General features: G+C 71.5%; 15 protein-coding genes. 8 read left to right on the top strand and 7 right to left on the bottom strand.

Annotated elements, in window-relative coordinates:
• Positions 1 to 13 precede the first annotated feature (13 nt).
• Positions 14 to 1,093, bottom strand: coding sequence for an aldo/keto reductase (locus tag ACFYYJ_RS13420; protein ID WP_389131831.1), 1,080 nt, complete (start codon positions 1,091 to 1,093; stop codon positions 14 to 16).
• 54 nt (positions 1,094 to 1,147) lie between these two features.
• Positions 1,148 to 1,504 (bottom strand): DoxX family protein, encoded by a 357-nt coding sequence (locus ACFYYJ_RS13415; protein ID WP_389131828.1) that lies wholly within the window; start codon positions 1,502 to 1,504, stop codon positions 1,148 to 1,150.
• Positions 1,505 to 1,583: 79 nt separating this feature from the next.
• Here ACFYYJ_RS13415 and ACFYYJ_RS13410 point away from each other — a divergent pair, with 79 nt between their 5' ends.
• Positions 1,584 to 2,039 (top strand): MarR family winged helix-turn-helix transcriptional regulator, encoded by a 456-nt coding sequence (locus ACFYYJ_RS13410; RefSeq protein ID WP_385366135.1) that lies wholly within the window; start codon positions 1,584 to 1,586, stop codon positions 2,037 to 2,039.
• Between the two features lie 29 nt (positions 2,040 to 2,068).
• Here ACFYYJ_RS13410 and ACFYYJ_RS13405 read toward each other — a convergent pair whose 3' ends face one another.
• A complete protein-coding gene (locus ACFYYJ_RS13405) occupies positions 2,069 to 3,517 on the bottom strand; it encodes an MFS transporter (protein ID WP_389131825.1) in 1,449 nt (482 codons plus the stop codon).
• 35 nt (positions 3,518 to 3,552) lie between these two features.
• Here ACFYYJ_RS13405 and dusB point away from each other — a divergent pair, with 35 nt between their 5' ends.
• The 3 genes from dusB to ACFYYJ_RS13390 all read left to right on the top strand — a co-directional run bounded on the left by dusB (position 3,553) and on the right by ACFYYJ_RS13390 (position 9,199).
• Positions 3,553 to 4,713, top strand: a complete 1,161-nt coding sequence (gene dusB / locus ACFYYJ_RS13400) for a tRNA dihydrouridine synthase DusB (protein WP_385133774.1) — start codon at positions 3,553 to 3,555, stop codon at positions 4,711 to 4,713.
• A 364-nt stretch (positions 4,714 to 5,077) separates the two neighbouring features.
• A complete protein-coding gene (gene ppdK, locus ACFYYJ_RS13395) occupies positions 5,078 to 7,786 on the top strand; it encodes a pyruvate, phosphate dikinase (RefSeq protein ID WP_385133773.1) in 2,709 nt (902 codons plus the stop codon).
• 387 nt (positions 7,787 to 8,173) lie between these two features.
• The gene (locus ACFYYJ_RS13390; protein ID WP_385133770.1) at positions 8,174 to 9,199 is read left to right on the top strand and encodes a helix-turn-helix domain-containing protein; all 1,026 of its coding nucleotides are present in this window, start codon (positions 8,174 to 8,176) and stop codon (positions 9,197 to 9,199) included.
• Positions 9,200 to 9,371: 172 nt separating this feature from the next.
• Here ACFYYJ_RS13390 and ACFYYJ_RS13385 read toward each other — a convergent pair whose 3' ends face one another.
• Positions 9,372 to 10,532, bottom strand: coding sequence for an alkaline phosphatase PhoX (locus ACFYYJ_RS13385; RefSeq protein WP_389131821.1), 1,161 nt, complete (start codon positions 10,530 to 10,532; stop codon positions 9,372 to 9,374).
• Between the two features lie 213 nt (positions 10,533 to 10,745).
• Here ACFYYJ_RS13385 and ACFYYJ_RS13380 point away from each other — a divergent pair, with 213 nt between their 5' ends.
• Positions 10,746 to 11,213, top strand: coding sequence for a group III truncated hemoglobin (locus ACFYYJ_RS13380; RefSeq protein ID WP_385127702.1), 468 nt, complete (start codon positions 10,746 to 10,748; stop codon positions 11,211 to 11,213).
• Positions 11,214 to 11,364: 151 nt separating this feature from the next.
• On the top strand, positions 11,365 to 11,775 hold the full coding sequence (locus tag ACFYYJ_RS13375; RefSeq protein WP_384754318.1) for a VOC family protein: 411 nt from the start codon (positions 11,365 to 11,367) through the stop codon (positions 11,773 to 11,775).
• Between the two features lie 9 nt (positions 11,776 to 11,784).
• Here the strand turns inward: ACFYYJ_RS13375 and nirD are convergent, their stop codons facing one another.
• The 3 genes from nirD to ACFYYJ_RS13360 are packed head-to-tail and all read right to left on the bottom strand — an operon-like array spanning position 11,785 to position 16,071.
• The gene (nirD, locus tag ACFYYJ_RS13370; RefSeq protein ID WP_385127706.1) at positions 11,785 to 12,117 is read right to left on the bottom strand and encodes a nitrite reductase small subunit NirD; all 333 of its coding nucleotides are present in this window, start codon (positions 12,115 to 12,117) and stop codon (positions 11,785 to 11,787) included.
• Positions 12,114 to 14,642 carry a nitrite reductase large subunit NirB gene (gene nirB / locus ACFYYJ_RS13365; RefSeq protein ID WP_389131818.1) on the bottom strand — a complete coding sequence of 843 codons (2,529 nt, stop codon included), beginning with the start codon at positions 14,640 to 14,642 and terminating at the stop codon, positions 12,114 to 12,116. The genes nirD and nirB overlap by 4 nt, the downstream gene beginning before the upstream one ends.
• Before the next feature lies 1 nt (position 14,643).
• The gene (locus ACFYYJ_RS13360) at positions 14,644 to 16,071 is read right to left on the bottom strand and encodes an NAD(P)/FAD-dependent oxidoreductase (protein WP_389131815.1); all 1,428 of its coding nucleotides are present in this window, start codon (positions 16,069 to 16,071) and stop codon (positions 14,644 to 14,646) included.
• A gap of 157 nt (positions 16,072 to 16,228) precedes the next feature.
• Here ACFYYJ_RS13360 and ACFYYJ_RS13355 point away from each other — a divergent pair, with 157 nt between their 5' ends.
• Complete coding sequence (locus tag ACFYYJ_RS13355) at positions 16,229 to 17,524, top strand: ferric reductase-like transmembrane domain-containing protein (protein WP_389131813.1); 1,296 nt, start codon at positions 16,229 to 16,231, stop codon at positions 17,522 to 17,524.
• Between the two features lie 31 nt (positions 17,525 to 17,555).
• Entirely contained in the window at positions 17,556 to 17,831 is a 276-nt protein-coding gene (locus ACFYYJ_RS13350; protein ID WP_385361688.1) for a hypothetical protein, read from the top strand.
• Positions 17,832 to 17,840 lie beyond the last annotated feature (9 nt).

Raw genomic sequence — 17,840 nt, 5'->3', positions numbered from 1 at the left:
CCGTACCGCCCGCTCAGTGCTCGCTGTCCAGGTGGGCCATCTGCGCCGCCGGGTAGCGGTCTCCGGCCGCGGAGCCCTCGGGCACGGCCTCTTCGATGGCGGCCAGGTCCCCGGCGTCGAGGGATATCTCCATGGCACCCAGTGCCTCGGCCAGCCGCTCACGGGTCCGGGCGCCGATCAGCGGCACGATGTCCTCCCCGCGGGAGAGGACCCAGGCGATGGCGGTCTGGGCCACGCTGACGCCCTTGCCCTCGGCGACCTTGCGCAGGGCGTCGACCAGATCGAGGTTCCGGTCGAGGTTCTCGCCCTGGAAGCGGGGGCTCATACCGCGGAAGTCGCCCGGGGAGAGCTCCCGGTCTCGGGTGAAGTGGCCGCTGATCAGGCCGCGGGAGAGCACCCCGTACGCCGTCACGCCCATGCCGAGCTCGCGCGCGGTCGGCAGGATCTCCGCCTCGATGCCGCGGGAGATCAGCGAGTACTCGATCTGGAGATCGGCGATGGGGGCCACGGCGGCAGCCCTGCGCAGGGTGTCGGCGCCGACCTCGGACAGGCCGATGTGGCGCACGTGCCCGGCTTGGACCGCCTCGGCGATGGCCCCCACGGTCTCCTCGATCGGCACGGCCGGATCCACGCGGGCGATCCGGTAGATGTCGATGTGGTCCCGGCCGAGCCGCTGGAGGGAGTAGGCCAGGAAGTTCTTCACGGCCTCGGGCCGGCCGTCGTACCCGGTGAAGCCGCCCTCGACCGTGCGCAGGGCGCCGAACTTGACGCTGGTCAGCGCCTGCTCGCGGGCCGCGGCGGGCGCGGTGCGCAGGGCCTCGTTGATCAGCAGCTCGTTGTGGCCCATCCCGTAGAAGTCGCCGGTGTCGAGCAGCGTGACGCCCGCGTCCAGGGCGGCGTGGATGGTCGCGACGGACTCGGCGCGGTCGGCCGTTCCGTACAGGGCGGACATCCCCATGCAGCCCAGCCCCAGCGGGAAGACGGTGGGGCCGGTGCTGCCGAGGGCGCGGTGGGCGCGGTGGGCACGGCCCCGGTGAGCGCCGTCGCGGTGATCGGTGGTGGTGGTCGCAAGGGTGTTCTCGTTCGTCTCCATGCAACGAGAATGACATGACGAGTGACAGATTTCAATATCTGTCACTCGTCAGTGTCAGGCCAGGACCCGCAGCGCCAGAGCGGCCGCCGCGACCAGCGTGAGCACGGCCGCCGGGGCCAGTTCGTAGTCCTTGACGCGCAGGTGGGCGATGACCGCGCCGATGAAGTAGAGGGTCACGCCGACCGTGGCGGCCACGCCGAGCGGCGTCACCCACAGGCCCGCGACCAGGCCGATCGCCCCGGCGGCCTTGAGGCCGGCCAGTCGCGGCAGCCAGGAGTCCGGGACCCGGACCTTCCGCATGTTCGCGACGATCTGGTCGTTGCGCCGGAGCGTGAACGTGGCGGAGGCGGCGAGGGTGAGGGCGAGCAGGAGGCCGACGGCGGCGTAGGCGATGAACATGGAAATCTCCAACGGTCGATGATTGCTAATCATTGAATAGCATCAACGATATGATCCATGCAATCATTTCTCCGTTGCTACGATGTGATACATGACGGCAGATCAGGACGGATCGCACACCCCGCAGCGGCTCGGCCTGCTGCTCGCCTGGCACGGATCGATCACCCAGACCCGCATGAAGAAGGCGCTCGGCGCGGCGGGGCTCACCCCCCGGCACGCGATGACGCTGATGCACCTGGAGGAGGGCCCCATCAGCCAGCGGGCGCTCGCCGACCGGCTGGAAGTGGACCCGAGCGTGCTCGTCGGGATCCTGAACGACCTGGAGGGCGACGGCCTCGCCGAACGCCGCCGGGACCCGGCCGACCGACGCCGCCACAACGTGGTGATCACCGCGGCCGGCGAAGCCGCCCTCGGCACCACGAACGCCGCCCTCGACGAGGTCGAAGGCGGCATCTTCGGAGCCCTGTCGGTACAGGAGCGCGAGGTCCTGCGCGGCCTCCTCGACCGGGTCAACACCTCGGCCGAGGACTTCGACTGCGGGGAGTAGTCACCCGCGGGGAGCGGGGGACCGACGCCTCACGCGCGCGGGGCGTCCAGCTCCGCCACGGGGCTCGCCGGCTCCTCCAGGGCGCGGGCCGTGCGGTCCGCCGTGCGCAGCGCCCACGCGCCGGTCGACGCCGCGCCCAGCACCAGCACCAGCGCCCCGCACAGCGTGATGATCCACCACGCCGGAACGGCCGCCTCCGTGAAGTCCCGTCCGTCCGCCATCCCGGCGGCCAGCACCGCGCCCACGACGGCGACGCCCAGCGTGCTGCCGGTCTGGCGACTGGTGGAGGCGATGGCGGCCGCGACGCCCGCCTGGGAGCGCGGCATGCCGGAGACGGCCGTATTGGTCACCGGCGCGTTGACCATGCCGAAGCCGATCCCGAACAGCACGTACCCGGTGAACAGCAGCGGGGTGGACGTCTCCCCGCGGAACACGGCGAACAGCAGCCCGCTCGCCCCCATGGCCGACCCGGCGATCAGCAGCGGCAACCGGGGCCCTCGACTGCCCACCAGCCGCCCCGACATCGGCGCGATCACCAGCGTCATGGCGGCCATCGGCAGCATGTAGAGCCCGGCGGTCAGCGCGTCCAGTTTCCGTACGTCCTGGAGGTACAGCGTGTTCAGGAAGAGGAAGCCGGCCATCGAGGCGAAGGCGCTGACCGCGATCACGGTCGCCCCGCTGAACGGCACGCTCCGGAAGAACCGGAAATCGATCAATGGCTCTTCCCGCCGGGGCTCGTAGACCAACAGCCCCACCAGCGCGACGACCGACACCAGGGCGCACCCCACGATCACCGGCGAGGTCCAGCCCGCCGACGGCGCCTCGATGATCCCGTACGTCACACAGCCGAGCAGCACCATGATCAGCACCTGCCCGACCGGGTCGGGGCGCCTCGGCCGGGCCGCCCGGGACTCGGGGATGTGGCGCAGGGTCAGCACGAGCGCCAGGAGACCGATCGGCAGGTTGACCCAGAAGATCGAGCGCCAGCCCACGGAACCCACCAGGAGCCCGCCGATCAGGGGCCCCGCGGCCATGGAGATGCCCGCGACGGCGCCCCACACGCCGATGGCCCGCGCCCGCTGGGCCGGATCGGTGAAGGTGTTGGTGATGATCGACATCGCCACCGGGTTGAGCATCGCGCCGCCGACCGCCTGGACCATCCGGAAGACGATGAGCCATTCGAGCCCGGGCGCGAGGGAACACAGCAGGGAACCTGCGGTGAAGAGCACCAGGCCGGTGACGAACACCTTGCGGCGCCCGATCCGGTCGGCCGTGGAGCCCATGAGCATCAGCAGCGAGGCCAGCACGAGCGTGTAGGCGTCGATGGTCCACTGCATGCCCGCGACCGACGCGTCCAGTTCGGTGCGCATGGTGGGGAGCGCCACGTTCAGGACGGTGTTGTCGAGGCTGACGATCAGCAGGCTCATGCAGCAGATCGCCAGGACGAGCATGCGCTGCCGGGAACTCGTCTCGATCATGCGGCCGATGGTACGTCCGCACCCCCGCGCGCGGCATGCGGGACAATGGGCGGATGACCACGCTCCCCCCGCCTCTCGCGATCGGCCCGCACACCGTGCAGCCCCCGGTGGTGCTCGCCCCCATGGCCGGTATCACCAATGCCCCGTTCCGTACCCTCTGCCGGGAGTTCTCGGGCGGCAAGGGGCTGTTCGTGAGCGAGATGATCACGACCCGCGCCCTGGTCGAGCGCAACGAGAAGACCATGCAGCTGATCCACTTCGACGAGACCGAGAAGCCCCGGTCGATTCAGCTGTACGGGGTCGACCCCGTGACGGTCGGCAAGGCGGTCCGCATGATCGTCGAAGAGGACCGCGCCGACCACATCGACCTCAACTTCGGCTGCCCCGTCCCCAAGGTGACCCGCAAGGGCGGCGGCTCGGCCCTGCCCTACAAGCGCAACCTGCTGCGCGCGATCCTGCGCGAGGCCGTCGCGGGCGCCGGCGACCTGCCGGTGACCATGAAGATGCGCAAGGGCATCACCGACGAGCACCTCACCTACCTCGACGCCGGCCGGATAGCGGTCGAGGAGGGGATCACCGCGATCGCCCTGCACGGGCGCACCACCGCCCAGCACTACGGCGGCACCGCCGACTGGGACGCCATCGCGCGGCTCAAGGAGCACGTGCCGGAGATCCCGGTCCTGGGCAACGGCGACATCTGGTGCGCGGAGGACGCGCTGCGCATGGTCCGCGAGACCGGCTGCGACGGCGTGGTCGTCGGCCGCGGCTGCCTGGGGCGGCCGTGGCTCTTCAACGACCTCGTGGCGGCCTTCGAGGGGCGCCCCGAGGACTTCCACAAGCCGACGCTGCGCGAGGTCGCGGCGACCATGCACCGCCACGCGCAGTTGCTGGGGGAGTGGATCGGGGACGAGACGCGCGGGGTGATCGACTTCCGTAAGCACGTCGCCTGGTACCTCAAGGGCTTCTCGGTGGGCTCCGAGATGCGGGGCAAGCTCGCGGTGACCTCTTCGCTGGCCGAATTGGACGCTCATCTGAGCGAGCTGGACCTGGACCAGGGCTGGCCCGAGAGCGCGGACGGCCCGCGCGGCAGGACGTCCGGAAACAACCGAGTTGTCCTGCCGGAGGGCTGGCTGAAGGACCCGTACGACTGCGCCGGTGTGAGCGAGGACGCCGAACTGGACACCTCCGGAGGCTGACAAATCGCCCTGCGTGGCGCGTGATATACGCCACGCATGGGTAGGGGTTTGCTCAGATGAGCGCATAAGTCACGGGTAAGACTTCCAAAGGGTGGCACTGGGTGCCACCCTTTGTGCGTTCAAGACTTGAACGCAAATGTATCGATGATCGCTCATCCGAGCGTGATCACGGCCCAAACGGCCCTTCCTCCTTCGGCTTGTGAACGCTCTTCGTACTTTCGCATTACCCGTGAGTTACTTTCGATCTGCTGGCGCACGGGTGGTTACGGCCGCATGACGGCCAAGTGGACGTACCCATAAGCCTTCGATCTGGGTATGTTCCTGGCCGTCAGGGCAGCCACCGAGCCTCGAGGAGTCGAGACCCGTGTCGGAAAACAAAGATCAGAAGTTCGTCTACGACTTCACCGAGGGCAACCGCGACCTCAAGGACCTTCTCGGCGGCAAGGGAGCCAACCTCGCCGAGATGACCAACCTTGGCCTCCCGGTCCCTCCCGGCTTCACCATCACCACCGAGGCCTGCAAGGTCTACCTCGAGAGCGGTTCGGCCCCGGCCGTCCTGCGCGACGAGGTCAGCGCCCACCTCGCGGCCCTCGAATCGAAGATGGGCAAGAAGCTCGGCCAGTCGGACGACCCGCTGCTGGTCTCCGTGCGTTCCGGCGCCAAGTTCTCCATGCCCGGCATGATGGACACGGTCCTCAACATCGGCCTCTCCGACGAGTCCGTGACCGGCCTCGCCACCCAGGCCGGCAACGAGCGCTTCGCGTGGGACTCGTACCGCCGCCTGATCCAGATGTTCGGCAAGACCGTCCTCGGCGTCGAGGGCGAGCTCTTCGAGGACGCCCTCGACGAGGCCAAGGCCGCCAAGAAGGTCACCGTCGACACCGACCTCGACGCCGCCGACCTGAAGAAGCTCGTCAAGGTCTTCAAGAAGATCGTGGCGAAGGAAGCCGGCCGCGAGTTCCCGCAGGACGCCCGCGAGCAGCTGGACCTCGCCGTCGAGGCCGTCTTCAACTCGTGGAACACCGACCGCGCCAAGCTCTACCGCCGCCAGGAGCGCATCCCCGGCGACCTGGGCACCGCCGTCAACATCTGCTCCATGGTCTTCGGCAACCTCGGCCCCGACTCCGGCACCGGCGTCGCCTTCACCCGCGACCCGGCCAGCGGCCACGCGGGCGTCTACGGCGACTACCTGCAGAACGCCCAGGGCGAGGACGTCGTCGCCGGCATCCGCAACACCGTGCCGCTCGCGGACCTCGAGGCCATCGACAAGACCTCGTACGACCAGCTCATGACGATCATGACGACGCTGGAGACCCACTACAAGGATCTCTGCGACATCGAGTTCACCATCGAGCGCGGCCAGCTGTGGATGCTCCAGACCCGCGTCGGCAAGCGCACCGCGGGCGCCGCCTTCCGCATCGCCACCCAGCTCGTGGACCAGGGCCTGATCGACGAGGCCGAGGCCCTCCAGCGCGTCACCGGCCACCAGCTCGCGCAGCTGATGTTCCCCCGCTTCGACGAGGGTGCCAAGACGACCCTGCTGGGCCGCGGCATCGCCGCCTCCCCGGGCGCGGCGGTCGGCAAGGCCGTCTTCGACTCGTACACGGCCGTCAAGTGGTCCCGCTCCGGCGAGAAGGTCATCCTGATCCGCCGCGAGACCAACCCCGACGACCTCGACGGCATGATCGCCTCCGAGGGCATCCTGACCTCGCGCGGCGGCAAGACCTCGCACGCCGCCGTCGTCGCCCGCGGCATGGGCAAGACCTGCGTCTGCGGCGCCGAGGACCTCGACGTCGACACCAAGCGCCGTCGCATGACGGTCGGCGACACGGTCATCGAAGAGGGCGACGTCGTCTCCATCGACGGCTCCACCGGCAAGGTCTACCTCGGTGAGGTACCCGTCGTACCCTCCCCGGTCGTCGAGTACTTCGAGGGCCGCATGCACGCCGGCGCCGACGACGCCGACGAGCTCGTCGCCGCCGTGCACCGGATCATGGCGTACGCCGACCGCGTCCGCCGCCTGCGGGTGCGCGCCAACGCCGACAACGCCGAGGACGCGCTGCGCGCCCGACGCTTCGGAGCCCAGGGCATCGGCCTGTGCCGCACCGAGCACATGTTCCTCGGCGAGCGCCGCGAGATGGTCGAGCGCCTGATCCTCGCGGACACCGACTCGGAGCGCGAGCAGGCACTCAGTGCCCTCCTGCCGCTGCAGAAGAAGGACTTCGTCGAGCTCTTCGAGGCGATGGACGGCCTGCCCGTCACCGTCCGCCTGCTCGACCCGCCGCTGCACGAGTTCCTGCCCGACATCACCGAGCTCTCGGTGCGCGTCGCCCTCGCCGAGTCCCGCCAGGACCACAACGAGAACGACCTGCGCCTGCTCCAGGCCGTGCACAAGCTGCACGAGCAGAACCCGATGCTGGGTCTGCGCGGCGTCCGCCTGGGCCTGGTCATCCCCGGCCTGTTCGCCATGCAGGTCCGGGCGATCGCCGAGGCCGCGGCCGAGCGCAAGAACGCCAAGGGCGACCCCCGCGTCGAGATCATGATCCCGCTCGTGGGCACCGTCCAGGAGCTGGAGATCGTCCGCGAGGAGGCCGACCAGGTCATCGCCGAGATCGAGGCCGCCACCGGCACCGAGCTCAAGCTCTCCATCGGCACCATGATCGAGCTGCCGCGCGCCGCCCTGACGGCCGCCCAGATCGCCGAGGCCGCGCAGTTCTTCTCCTTCGGCACGAACGACCTGACCCAGACGGTGTGGGGCTTCTCCCGCGACGACGTCGAGGCCAGCTTCTTCACCGCCTACCTGGAGAAGGGCATCTTCGGGGTCTCGCCCTTCGAGACCATCGACAAGGACGGCGTCGGCTCGCTGGTCCGCCACGCGGTCAAGCAGGGCCGGGCCACCCGCCCCGACCTCAAGCTCGGCGTCTGCGGCGAGCACGGCGGTGACCCCGAGTCCGTCCACTTCTTCCACGAGGTCGGCCTCGACTACGTCTCCTGCTCGCCCTTCCGGATTCCGGTGGCGCGCCTGGAGGCCGGTCGTGCGGCCGCCGAGGCGAAGGGCAGCGACAGCCGCTGACCCCCGGCCCTGAGAAGGGCCCCTCAAGACGGCGCGTCTGCCCCCGGGTTCCCTGACCCCCGAGGGCAGACGCGCCCATTTTTTCTTGTTCAACAAATCTTTACGCCAGCAGGCGGTGGACGGATCCCCACCCGTCCACCGCCGCTGTCATTCTGCCGGGCACGTCGGCGCTTCCCGTGCGACCGACCGCCAGGCCCCGCAAAGCCCCCCACGGCCTTCGCGGAGCGTTTCGGTCGCATCGGAGTGTGCCCGGCGGAGTACAGGATTTCGGTTGTCACGCCTCTGCCGAAAGGGGTTTCAACTGTGGCCGAAAGGGCGTGGTGACCACGTGTGACTGCATGCATACTCATGGGGCGGGGGGATTGCGGTTGCACAGGTGGGGGTTCGGTGCTGCGTATCCATTTCACTGGAGTGGACCTGGCACGCGTACGGATGGCAGGGCGTCCCGATGCGTTGTGGGAAACGATTCTCAGCTTTCATCGGCTAAGAGACCGGCGAGATGTCCGGTTGTTCGGTGAATGGCGGACGGAATCGCGAATCAGGTTGAACAGTGAAACACGCACGCTCGGTATGCTTATACCGAGCAGGGGTTATTTCCCCGATTTCCTGACGCCCGTCGAGGGGCAGTACGGGTGGGACGTGGGCCTCGACGCGCTGCGCGGGATCCGTCCCGAGCGGGTGCGGCGGGAGCTGGAGCTGCTGGGTGGCGGCGTCTCGGGTTCCGGGGCGGGCGCCGGTGTGGCGCTGCCGCCGAGGCTGCGGGAGTTCATGGACGACTCCGCCAAACACCTGCCGAGGCTGCTGGGCGAGCTGCGGGCGTACCACCGGGCGGCCGTGGAGCCGTACTGGACGCACATCCAGGCCCAGATCGAGGCCGAGCGGGCCGCGCGCGGCCGGGCCCTGCTGGACGGGGGCGCGGACGAGCTGCTGGCCTCGCTGCCGCCGATGCTGCGCTGGCGGGCCCCGGTACTGGAGTGCGACTACCCCGTGGACCGGGACGTTCGGCTGCGGGGGCGCGGGCTGCTGCTCCAGCCGTCCTTCTTCTGCCGCCGCACCGCGGTGACCCTGCACGACCCGCAGCTGCCGCCGGTCCTGGTCTACCCGGCCGCCGCGCAGCTGGCCTCGGCGCCGGCGGGGGGTGAGGCGGCGCGGCCGGCGGAGGAGCAGCGCGTACGCACCCTGGGCAAGCTCGTCGGGCACACCCGCTCGGTGGTGCTGCGGGCCATAGGGGACGGCGCGACCACGAGTGAGCTGGCGCGGCGGGCCGGGGTCTCGCTGGCCTCCGCGAGCCAGCACGCGTGCGTGATGCGGGAGGCGGGGCTGGTGACGACGCTGCGCCACGGGAACGCGGTGCTGCATACCGTGACGCCGTTGGGGGCGGCGCTGCTGAAGGGTGGGGCCGTGGCCTCGTGACGCGCCGCGGCCGCACCCCGGCGGGGTTGACCCGTCGGGGTGCGGCCGATGGTGCCGTGCGGCGCCGTTGCGGGGGCTCCGGCCCCGGGCCCCCGCGCCTCAAACGCCGGCGGGGCTGGAGTTGCCCCCGTGGCCGGGGCGGGGGCGGGGCTGGAGTTGCCCCCCCCGGGGCTCAGGTGCGGAACGGGCCCGTCACCTCGTACGTGATGCCTCCCGTCGAGCTGCCCGTCGTGCCGCGCTGGCTGGAGAAGTACAGGCGGGTGCCGTCGGGGGAGAAGGCCGGGCCCGTGATCTCCGAGGAGGACTGGCCGTTGACGCGGAGGAAGACGGCGACCACGTCGTCCGGGGTGATCAGGCAGATCTCCATGTTGCCGCCGTCCTCGGCGACGTACAGGTCGCCGTACGAGGACCCGGTGACGTTGTCCACGCCCGTCAGCGGGGCCGCGCCGCCCGGGACGAGCGAGTCGTCGTAGGCCAGTTCGTAGGTGTTGTTCGCGAGGTTGAGCTGCCAGACCCGGTTGTCGCCCTTCGTGGTGAACCAGACCGTGTCGTTGGCGTAGTGGCAGCCCTCGCCGCCGTTGAACTTCTTCGAGCCCGAGACCTGGGTGCGGGTGGCGGTCGGGGAGCCGTCCGGGTCCGGGACGTTCTGCCAGGTGAAGGAACCCGAGGCGGCGGTTCCGGCGACGAGCACCTGGAGGGTGCCGGAGGAGAGGTTGCCCCAGGTGGTGGGGATGAAGCGGTAGAAGCAGCCGCTGGTCTCGTCCTCGGTCAGGTAGATCACCTGGCGCACCGGGTCGGCGGCCGCCGCCTCGTGCTTGAAGCGGCCCATCGCGGGGCGCTGCACCGCCGCGTTCACGCCGTACGGGTCGGTCTCGTAGACGTAGCCCAGGCTGACCTCCTCACAGGACAGCCAGGTGTTCCACGGGGTCTTCCCGCCCGCGCAGTTCTGCCGGGTGTCGGAGAGGATCCGGTACGAGCCGGTGATCGTGCCCGCGGAGTCGAACTTCACGGCGCTCGCGCCCCCCGACGGGTTGATCTCCGAGTTCGACACGTAGATCCAGCCCGTGCCGTCGGCGAAGCAGGCGCCGCCGTCGGGGGCGCTGTGCCACTTGTAGGAGGTGGGGCCGACGTTCTGGCCGGAGCGGGCGATCACCCGGCTGCTGAATCCGGCGGGCAGCATGATGCCGTTCGCGTCCGCCGCGCCGAGCGCCCCGTAGGGCCCTGCGCCGGGCTGGGCCGGCGCCGCGTAGGCGGCCCCGTGCATCAGCGTGCCGCCGAAGGCGGCAGCCGACGAGCCGATGACGGCGCCGCGCAGGAAGGTACGTCGTTCCACGGTCACTCCTGGGGGAGTCGGGGCCCCGCGCCCGGTCGGAAGCGGGGTCGCACGCGTCGAGGAACCTAGGAGCGCCGCGTTGCCGGGGCTCCAATTCCGCATGACGCGCGAGCGACCGCTTCGCGTTCAATCCGAGGGCACGGTCCGCGGGCCCCCGGCAGCACGGGACTTTCTGCCCTGGGGAGTCCGGGCGTGCGGGAGGATGGTGGTCTCATGGACCACTTCGCCGCAGCCGACGACATCTCGGGCCGCGCCGACCTCGACGTCGTGCTGCGCCGCTTCTACACGGCGGCCTTCGCCGACGCCCGGATCGGGCCCTTCTTCACCGAGATCGCGGGCACGGACCTGGAGGTCCACCTGCCCCGCATCACCGACTTCTGGGAACGCGCGCTGTTCCGCGGCGCCGACTACCGGCGCAACGCCTTCGCCCCGCACGCCGCGCTGAACTCGGTACGGGCGATGACCGCCGCGGACTTCGGCCGCTGGGTGCAGCTGTGGCACGCGACCGTCGACGGCCTGCACCGCGGGCCGAACGCGGAGCGGGCCAAGGCCCAGGGCGAGCGGATCGCGATGACCCTGCACAAGCGGCTCGCGGGCGGCGACGCGTCCATGGTCGGCGGGGACGGCATCGGCTTCGTCCCACTGGCCGCACTGCAGCTGCGCTCGGCGTCCACGGCCTGACCTGCGGTTTCGTACCGCCGGAAAGATTCGTCGAAAAACTTCGCGCGGGAGCGATGAGTTTCCCGCCGGGTCCCGGTCTACCTCTCGAAAGCAGCGAACAGCGAGCAACGGCAACCGCCGGCGCACACCACGCGAGAGAAGAGAGCCCGAGATGTCCCAGCCCCAGATGATCTTCGTCAACCTGCCGGTCAAGGACCTGGACGCCGCCAAGGACTTCTGGGCGAAGCTCGGCTACTCCACCAACCCGCAGTTCACCGACGAGAACGCGGCCTGCCTGGTCATCAGCGACACGATCTTCGCGATGCTGCTGACCGAGGCCCACTTCAAGACCTTCGCGACCAAGCCGATCGCCGACGCCGGCTCCGTCACCGAGGTGATGGTCGCCCTCAGTGCCGAAAGCCGCGAGAAGGTCGACGAGATCGTCGACGCCGCCCTGGCGGCGGGCGGCACCGAACCCCGCCCGGCCATGGACATGGGCTTCATGTACGGCCGCGCCTTCGAGGACCTGGACCACCACGTCTGGGAGCTCGTGTGGATGGACCCGGCCGCCGTCCAGGGCTGAGCCGTACTCCTACGAGGTCGCGGCGGTCCGCACCGGGTAGGTCCGGACCGCCACCTCCTCGTCGTCCAGGCAGCGCCCCGACTCCAGGTCGAAGCGCTGCTTGAGCAGCGGCGAGGCCACGAAGGGCCGCCCCGCCGCGGCTCCCAGCAGGCCCCGCGAGAGCACCTGCGCCCCGGTGAAGGGGTCCCGGTTGGCGATGGCGTACGTACGCCCCGCGCGGTCGACGAACACGGCGGCCTGGCTGCCGTCGGGCAGCAGCGCCGCCACCCCGCGTCCGGGCGTGAGCGAGGACAGCTCGCACACCGTCAGCCAGCCCTCCGCCACCTGCAGTTCCACGGTCATCGGACCCCTCCGATCGTCAGGACGGCCAGGTCGGGCTTGACCTGGTCGCGCTCGGGCACGAACTTCACCGTCGGGTCCGGGGCGCCGGGCGCGTTGACGAAGGACACGAACCGGCGCAGCCGCTCCGGGTCCTGGAGCGTCTCGGCCCACTCGTCCCGGTAGTGGGCGACGTGGTCGGCCATCAGGGCCTCCAGCTCGTCGCACAGCCCCAGCGAGTCGTGCACGATCACGTCCCGCAGGTGCCCCAGGCCCCCCTCCAGCCGCTCCAGCCAGGTGGAGGTCCGCTCCAGCCGGTCCGCGGTGCGGATGTAGAACATCAGGAACCGGTCGATGAGCCGGACCAGTTCGGCGTCCGACAGGTCCTGGGCGAGGAGATCGGCGTGGCGCGGGGTGGCCCCGCCGTTGCCGCCGACGTACAGGTTCCATCCGGCGGCCGTCGCGATGACCCCGAAGTCCTTGCTCTGCGCCTCCGCGCACTCGCGGGCGCAGCCGGAGACCGCCGACTTCAGCTTGTGCGGGGCGCGCAGGCCCCGGTAGCGCAGCTCCAGGTCGATGGCCATCTTCACGCTGTCCTGGACCCCGTAGCGGCACCAGGTCTGCCCCACGCAGGACTTCACCGTGCGCAGGGCCTTCCCGTACGCGTGCCCGGACTCGAAACCGGCGTCGACGAGCCGGGCCCAGATCCGGGGGAGCTGGTCGACGCTCGCGCCGAAGAGGTCGATCCGCTGACCGCCGGTGATCTTCGTGTAGAGGCCGAAGTCGCGGGCCACCTCCCCGATCACGATCAGCTTGTCGGGGGTGATCTCACCGCCCGGGATGCGCGGGACGACCGAGTAGGAGCCATTGCGCTGCATGTTCGCGAGGAAGTGGTCGTTGGTGTCCTGGAGCGCGGCCTGTTCCCCGTCGAGGACGTAGCCGCTCGCGCCGAGGGTGGGGGCGAGCGAGGCGATGACCGAGCCGACGGCGGGCTTGCAGACCTCGCAGCCCTCGCCGCCGCGCGCCTCGGGGCGGCCGTGCCCGTCCAGGATCTCCCGGTACGAGGTCAGGCGGCGGGTGCGGACGATCTCGTAGAGCTCGGCGCGGGTGAAGGGGAAGCAGCCGCACAGCCCCTTGTCGGCGGCGGCCGGCAGCAGCTGCCCGATCACCTTGACGCAGCTGCCGCAGCCGGTGCCCGCCTTGGTGCACTTCTTGACCTCGGGGAGGGTGGCGCAGGCGGTGATGGCCTTCTTGGTGACGTTGTGGCAGGAGCAGATCACCGCGTGGTCGGGGAGCGAGGAGGGACCGAGCGCGACGGGCGCGCCGACCCCGGCGGGCAGCACCAGCTGCTCGGGCGCGACGGGCGGCACGCTCCCGGTGAGCGGCCGCAGCAGTCCGTACGAGTCCGCGTCGCCGACCAGGACCCCGCCGAGCAGGACCCCGTCGGGGGAGACGACGAGCTTCTTGTAGACGCCGGAGCGGGAGTCGGACCAGACGACGTCGAGGCTGTCGGGGGCGCTGCCGTGGGCGTCGCCGAAGGAGGCCACGTCCACGCCGAGCAGCTTGAGCTTGGTGGAGAGGTCGGCGCCCGTGAACTCCTTGTCCCGGCCCAGCAGGTCGTCGGCGGCGGTCTCGGCCATCTCGTAGCCGGGGGCGACCAGGCCGTAGACGCGGCCGTCGACGGCGAGGGCGCACTCGCCGATGGCGTAGACGTACGGGTCGGAGGTGCGGCAGCGGGCGTCGACCGAGATGCCGCCGCGCTCGCCGACGTCCAGGCCCGAGGCGCGGGCCAGTTGGTCGCGGGGGCGGACGCCGGCGGAGAAGACGACGAGTTCGGTGTCGACGGCGGAGCCGTCGGACAGCCGCATCCCGCTGACGCGTCCGTCGTCGCCGGTCAGCACCTCCTGGGTGCCGACGCCGGTGTGGACGGTGAGGCCCATGCCCTCGATGGTGCGCAGCAGGGCCGCGCCGCCGCCCTCGTCGACCTGTACGGGCATCAGGCGCGGGGCGAACTCGACGACGCGGGTGGCGAGTCCGAGCCCCTGGAGGGCGCCGGCGGCCTCCAGCCCGAGCAGCCCGCCGCCGACGACCGCGCCGGCGGTCTTGTCCTTCGCGTACTCCTCGATGGCGAGGAGGTCCTCGATGGTGCGGTAGACGAAGCAGCCGGGCGCGTCCTTGCCGGGGACGGGCGGCACGAAGGGGTAGCTGCCGGTGGCCAGGACCAGGACGTCGTACGGGAACACCTCGCCGGAGCGGGAGGTGACGGTGCGGGCGGCCCGGTCGATGTGCTCGGCGGGGTCGTCGAGGTGGAGGCCTATGCCGTGCTCCGCCATGAAGCCGGGGGGCGTCAGGGACAGGTCCTCGGGGGTGCTGCCGGAGAAGTACGAGGTCAGGTGCACGCGGTCGTAGGCGGGCCGGGGCTCCTCGCAGAGCACGGTGATCCGGTGGGTGGCGTTGACCCCGCGCTCGACGAGCGCTTCGAGGTAGCGCTGGCCGACCATGCCGTGCCCGATGAGCACGATCGTGGGCAAGGGCTCGGTCACGGTCATGTCAGTGGCCTCCGTCGTCGGTGAGCAGGTGGAACAGGTCGTGCGGTGTTTCGTCGCCCTCCCAGGTGCGGGCGAGGGCCCCCACGGTCGAGAGCTCCCCGAGCAGGACCCCGCCGACGAGGCGGTCGCCGCGGACGACGACCTTGCGGTAGGTCCGGCGGGTGGCGTCGGCGAGGCGGACCACGTCGTCGCCGGGGAGGGGGGTCGTCTCGCCGAAGGCGGCGAGGTCGAGGGAGCCGTCGGCCCCGGGGAGGGTGAGGCGGGTGAGGGCGCGGGTGCCGGTGTAGGGGGTGGGGCGGCCGGCGAGGGTGGCGGCCAGGGCGTCGGCCTGCTCCAGGGCGGGGCCGGCCAGGCCGTACACCTGGCCGGCGTGCTCGGCGCAGTCGCCGATGGCGTGGATGTGGGGGTCGCTCGTGCGGAGGTGGTCGTCGACCACGATGCCGGTGCGGGTCTTCAGCCCTGCGGCCTGGGCGAGGCCGGTGCGGGGCCGTACGCCGCAGGCGAGCACGACGATGTCGGCGTCGAGGCGGTACCCGTCGGCGAGCTCGACCCCGGTGACGGTGCGGTGGCGGTGTGCGGCGCCGCTGCTGGGGCTCCGCCCCAGACCCCGCTCCTCAATCGCCGGAGGGGCTGGATTGTGGCTGCTGCCGTCTGTCGGGTGCGGCTGGATTGCGCGAAGCGCAAGACCGTCCCCGCCGGAGGCGAAACCAGTCTCGCCGGGGGCAACATCAGCCCCGCCGGCGTTTGAGGCGCGGGGTCCGGGGCGGAGCCCCGGCAGAGGCGCCGCAGATGTGGTCAGGCCGCGGACCCGGCACTCCGTGTGGATCTCCACGCCGAGGGCGGTCAGGTGGGTGGCCAGCAAGGCGGAGGCGTCCGCGTCCAGTTGGCGTTCCATCAGGCGTTCGCCCTGCTGCGTCAGGACCACCTGCGCGCCCCGCGCGGCCAGCGCACGGGCCGCCGAGACGCCCAGCAGGCCCCCGCCGATCACCACCGCCCGGACCCCGGGGCCCACGGCCGCCGAGAGGGCCAGGCAGTCGTCCATCGTGCGGAAGGCGTGCACCCCGTCCGGGAGTTCCCGGCCCTCCGGCTCGAACAGGCCCCGCAGCGGCGGGAGTACCGCGTTCGAGCCCGTCGCCAGTACCAGCGCGTCGTACGGCAGCGCCGCGCCGTCGTCGCAGTGGACCGTACGGTCGGCGCGGTCGACGCGGACCGCCCGCACCCCGCGCCGCAGCGCCGGTCCTACCGCCGGGAGTGCGGTCACCTCCGGGGCGTACCGGCCCGCGAGGACCTCGGCGAGCAGCACCCGGTTGTACGGGACGTGGCTCTCCTCGCCGAGTACGGTCACCGCCGCGGCGCCGCTCAGCCGCGCGGCGAGTCGCAGGCCCGCGAGGCCGCCGCCGATCACCACCACACGCTGCTCCGATGTCATGGAACGAGCGTGCGGGGCCGCTGTTTCCCCTCGGCATCGCTCCTGTTACCCGGACGGAACGCCGACCTCAGCACGGGGATTAAGGGTCGGTGAGGCCTCCCTCAACGCCGCCTTAAGGATCGACCGCGCCGCCTCCGGGGCCCTTAGCGTGCTGCGCATGCGAGATGCGGCGGTGCGGGTCAGGGGTGGGATCGCGGCCGGGGCGGGGGTGGTGGCCCTGCTCTGGGCGGCGCAGGTGCGGCCCTCGGCCCGCCCCGACGCGCTGTTCGCGACCGCCGCGCACCTGACCGGGCTGCTCGCCGGGTACGGGGTGCTCGTGCTGCTGTTCCTGATGGCGCGGGTGCCCGCCGTCGAGCACGGGGTCGGCGGTGACCGGCTCGCGCGCTGGCACGCCTTCGGCGGCCGGCACGTACTGCTGCTCTGCTTCGGGCACGGGCTGTTCGCCCTGCTCGGATACGCCGTGCACGAGGAAGTCGACGTGGTCTCCGCCGTCCGGGAGCTGCTCGGCTACCGCGCGCTCGCCGCCGCCGCGGCCGGGACCGTCCTCCTGGCCGCGGTCGGCGTGTCCTCCGCCCGGGCGGTACGCCGCCGTGTCTCGCACGAAACCTGGCGCGGGGTCCACCTGTTCGTGTACCTCGCCGCCGCCCTCGCCTTCGCGCACCAGCTCGCCGGGCCCGACCTCGCCCCGGTCGCCTGGTTCTGGGCGCTCGCCCACACCATGGTCGCGGTGCTGCTGGTCTGGTACCGCGCGGTGGTTCCCGTACGGCAGGCCCTGCGGCACGGGCTGCGGGTCGCCGAGGTGAGGGCGGAGGGGCCCGGGGTGGTCTCCGTCGTGATCCGCGGGGAGCACCTGGCGGAACTGCGCGCGGAGCCGGGGCAGTTCCTGCGGTGGCGGTTCCTGGAGCGGCGGCTGTGGCACACGGCCCTGCCGTTCTCGCTGTCCGCGCCGGTGTACGGGGACTCGTTGCGGATCACCGTCAAGGGGCTCGGCGGCCACTCCCGGCGGATCCGCCGGCTGCGCCCGGGGACGCGGGTCCTGGCGACCGGTCCGTTCGGCGCGCTCACCGCGGCCCGGCGGACCAGGCCCAAGGTGCTGCTCATCGCGGGCGGGGTCGGCATCACCCCGATGCGGGCCCTGTTCGAGACCCTGCCCGGCGGCCCCGGGGACATCACCCTGCTCTACCGGGCCGGGGCCGAGGAGCACCTCGTGCTGCGCAGCGAACTGGAGGCCATCGCGGCCGAGCGGCGGGCGGGCCTGCACTACCTGCTCGGGCCGTCGGGCGCCGCCTACGATCCGCTGGCCCCGCAGGCGCTGGCCGAACTGGTGCCGGACCTGGCGGAGCACGACGTGTACCTGTGCGGGCCGCCGGGGATGGCCGAGGCGACCCGGGGCGCGCTGCTGCGGGCCGGGGTGCCGGCCGGACGGATCCATTCCGAGTGCTTCAGCTTCTGAGCCCCTTCCGATCAGAGAGGTGTTCCGTTCCATGCGCCATCCGCTCCACGTCGCCGTGTCCGTGCCGGTGTCCGCGTCGGACACCGTGCCCCTCGCGGGGGCGCCACAGGCCCGGCACCGCAAGCCGCGGCGGCCGGTCGTACCGGTTTCCCTGCGGCCCGGGCAGCGGCTGGCGGTCGGGTTGGGGCTGGCCGGCGTACTGGCCGCGACCGTGCTGACGGCGGTCCTGGACCCGGCGGCGCCGGTGGCCCCGGACCGGGCGGCGGACCCGCGAAGCTCAACCTTTGCGCAACTTTCCGCGGATTGATGGTCACTG

Origin of the sequence: Streptomyces sp. NPDC002467 (assembly GCF_042889825.1) — a bacterium.
Taxonomy (GTDB): domain Bacteria; phylum Actinomycetota; class Actinomycetes; order Streptomycetales; family Streptomycetaceae; genus Streptomyces.
Note: the sequence above shows the minus strand (reverse complement) of the source record. Positions and strands in the feature narration are given on the sequence as shown.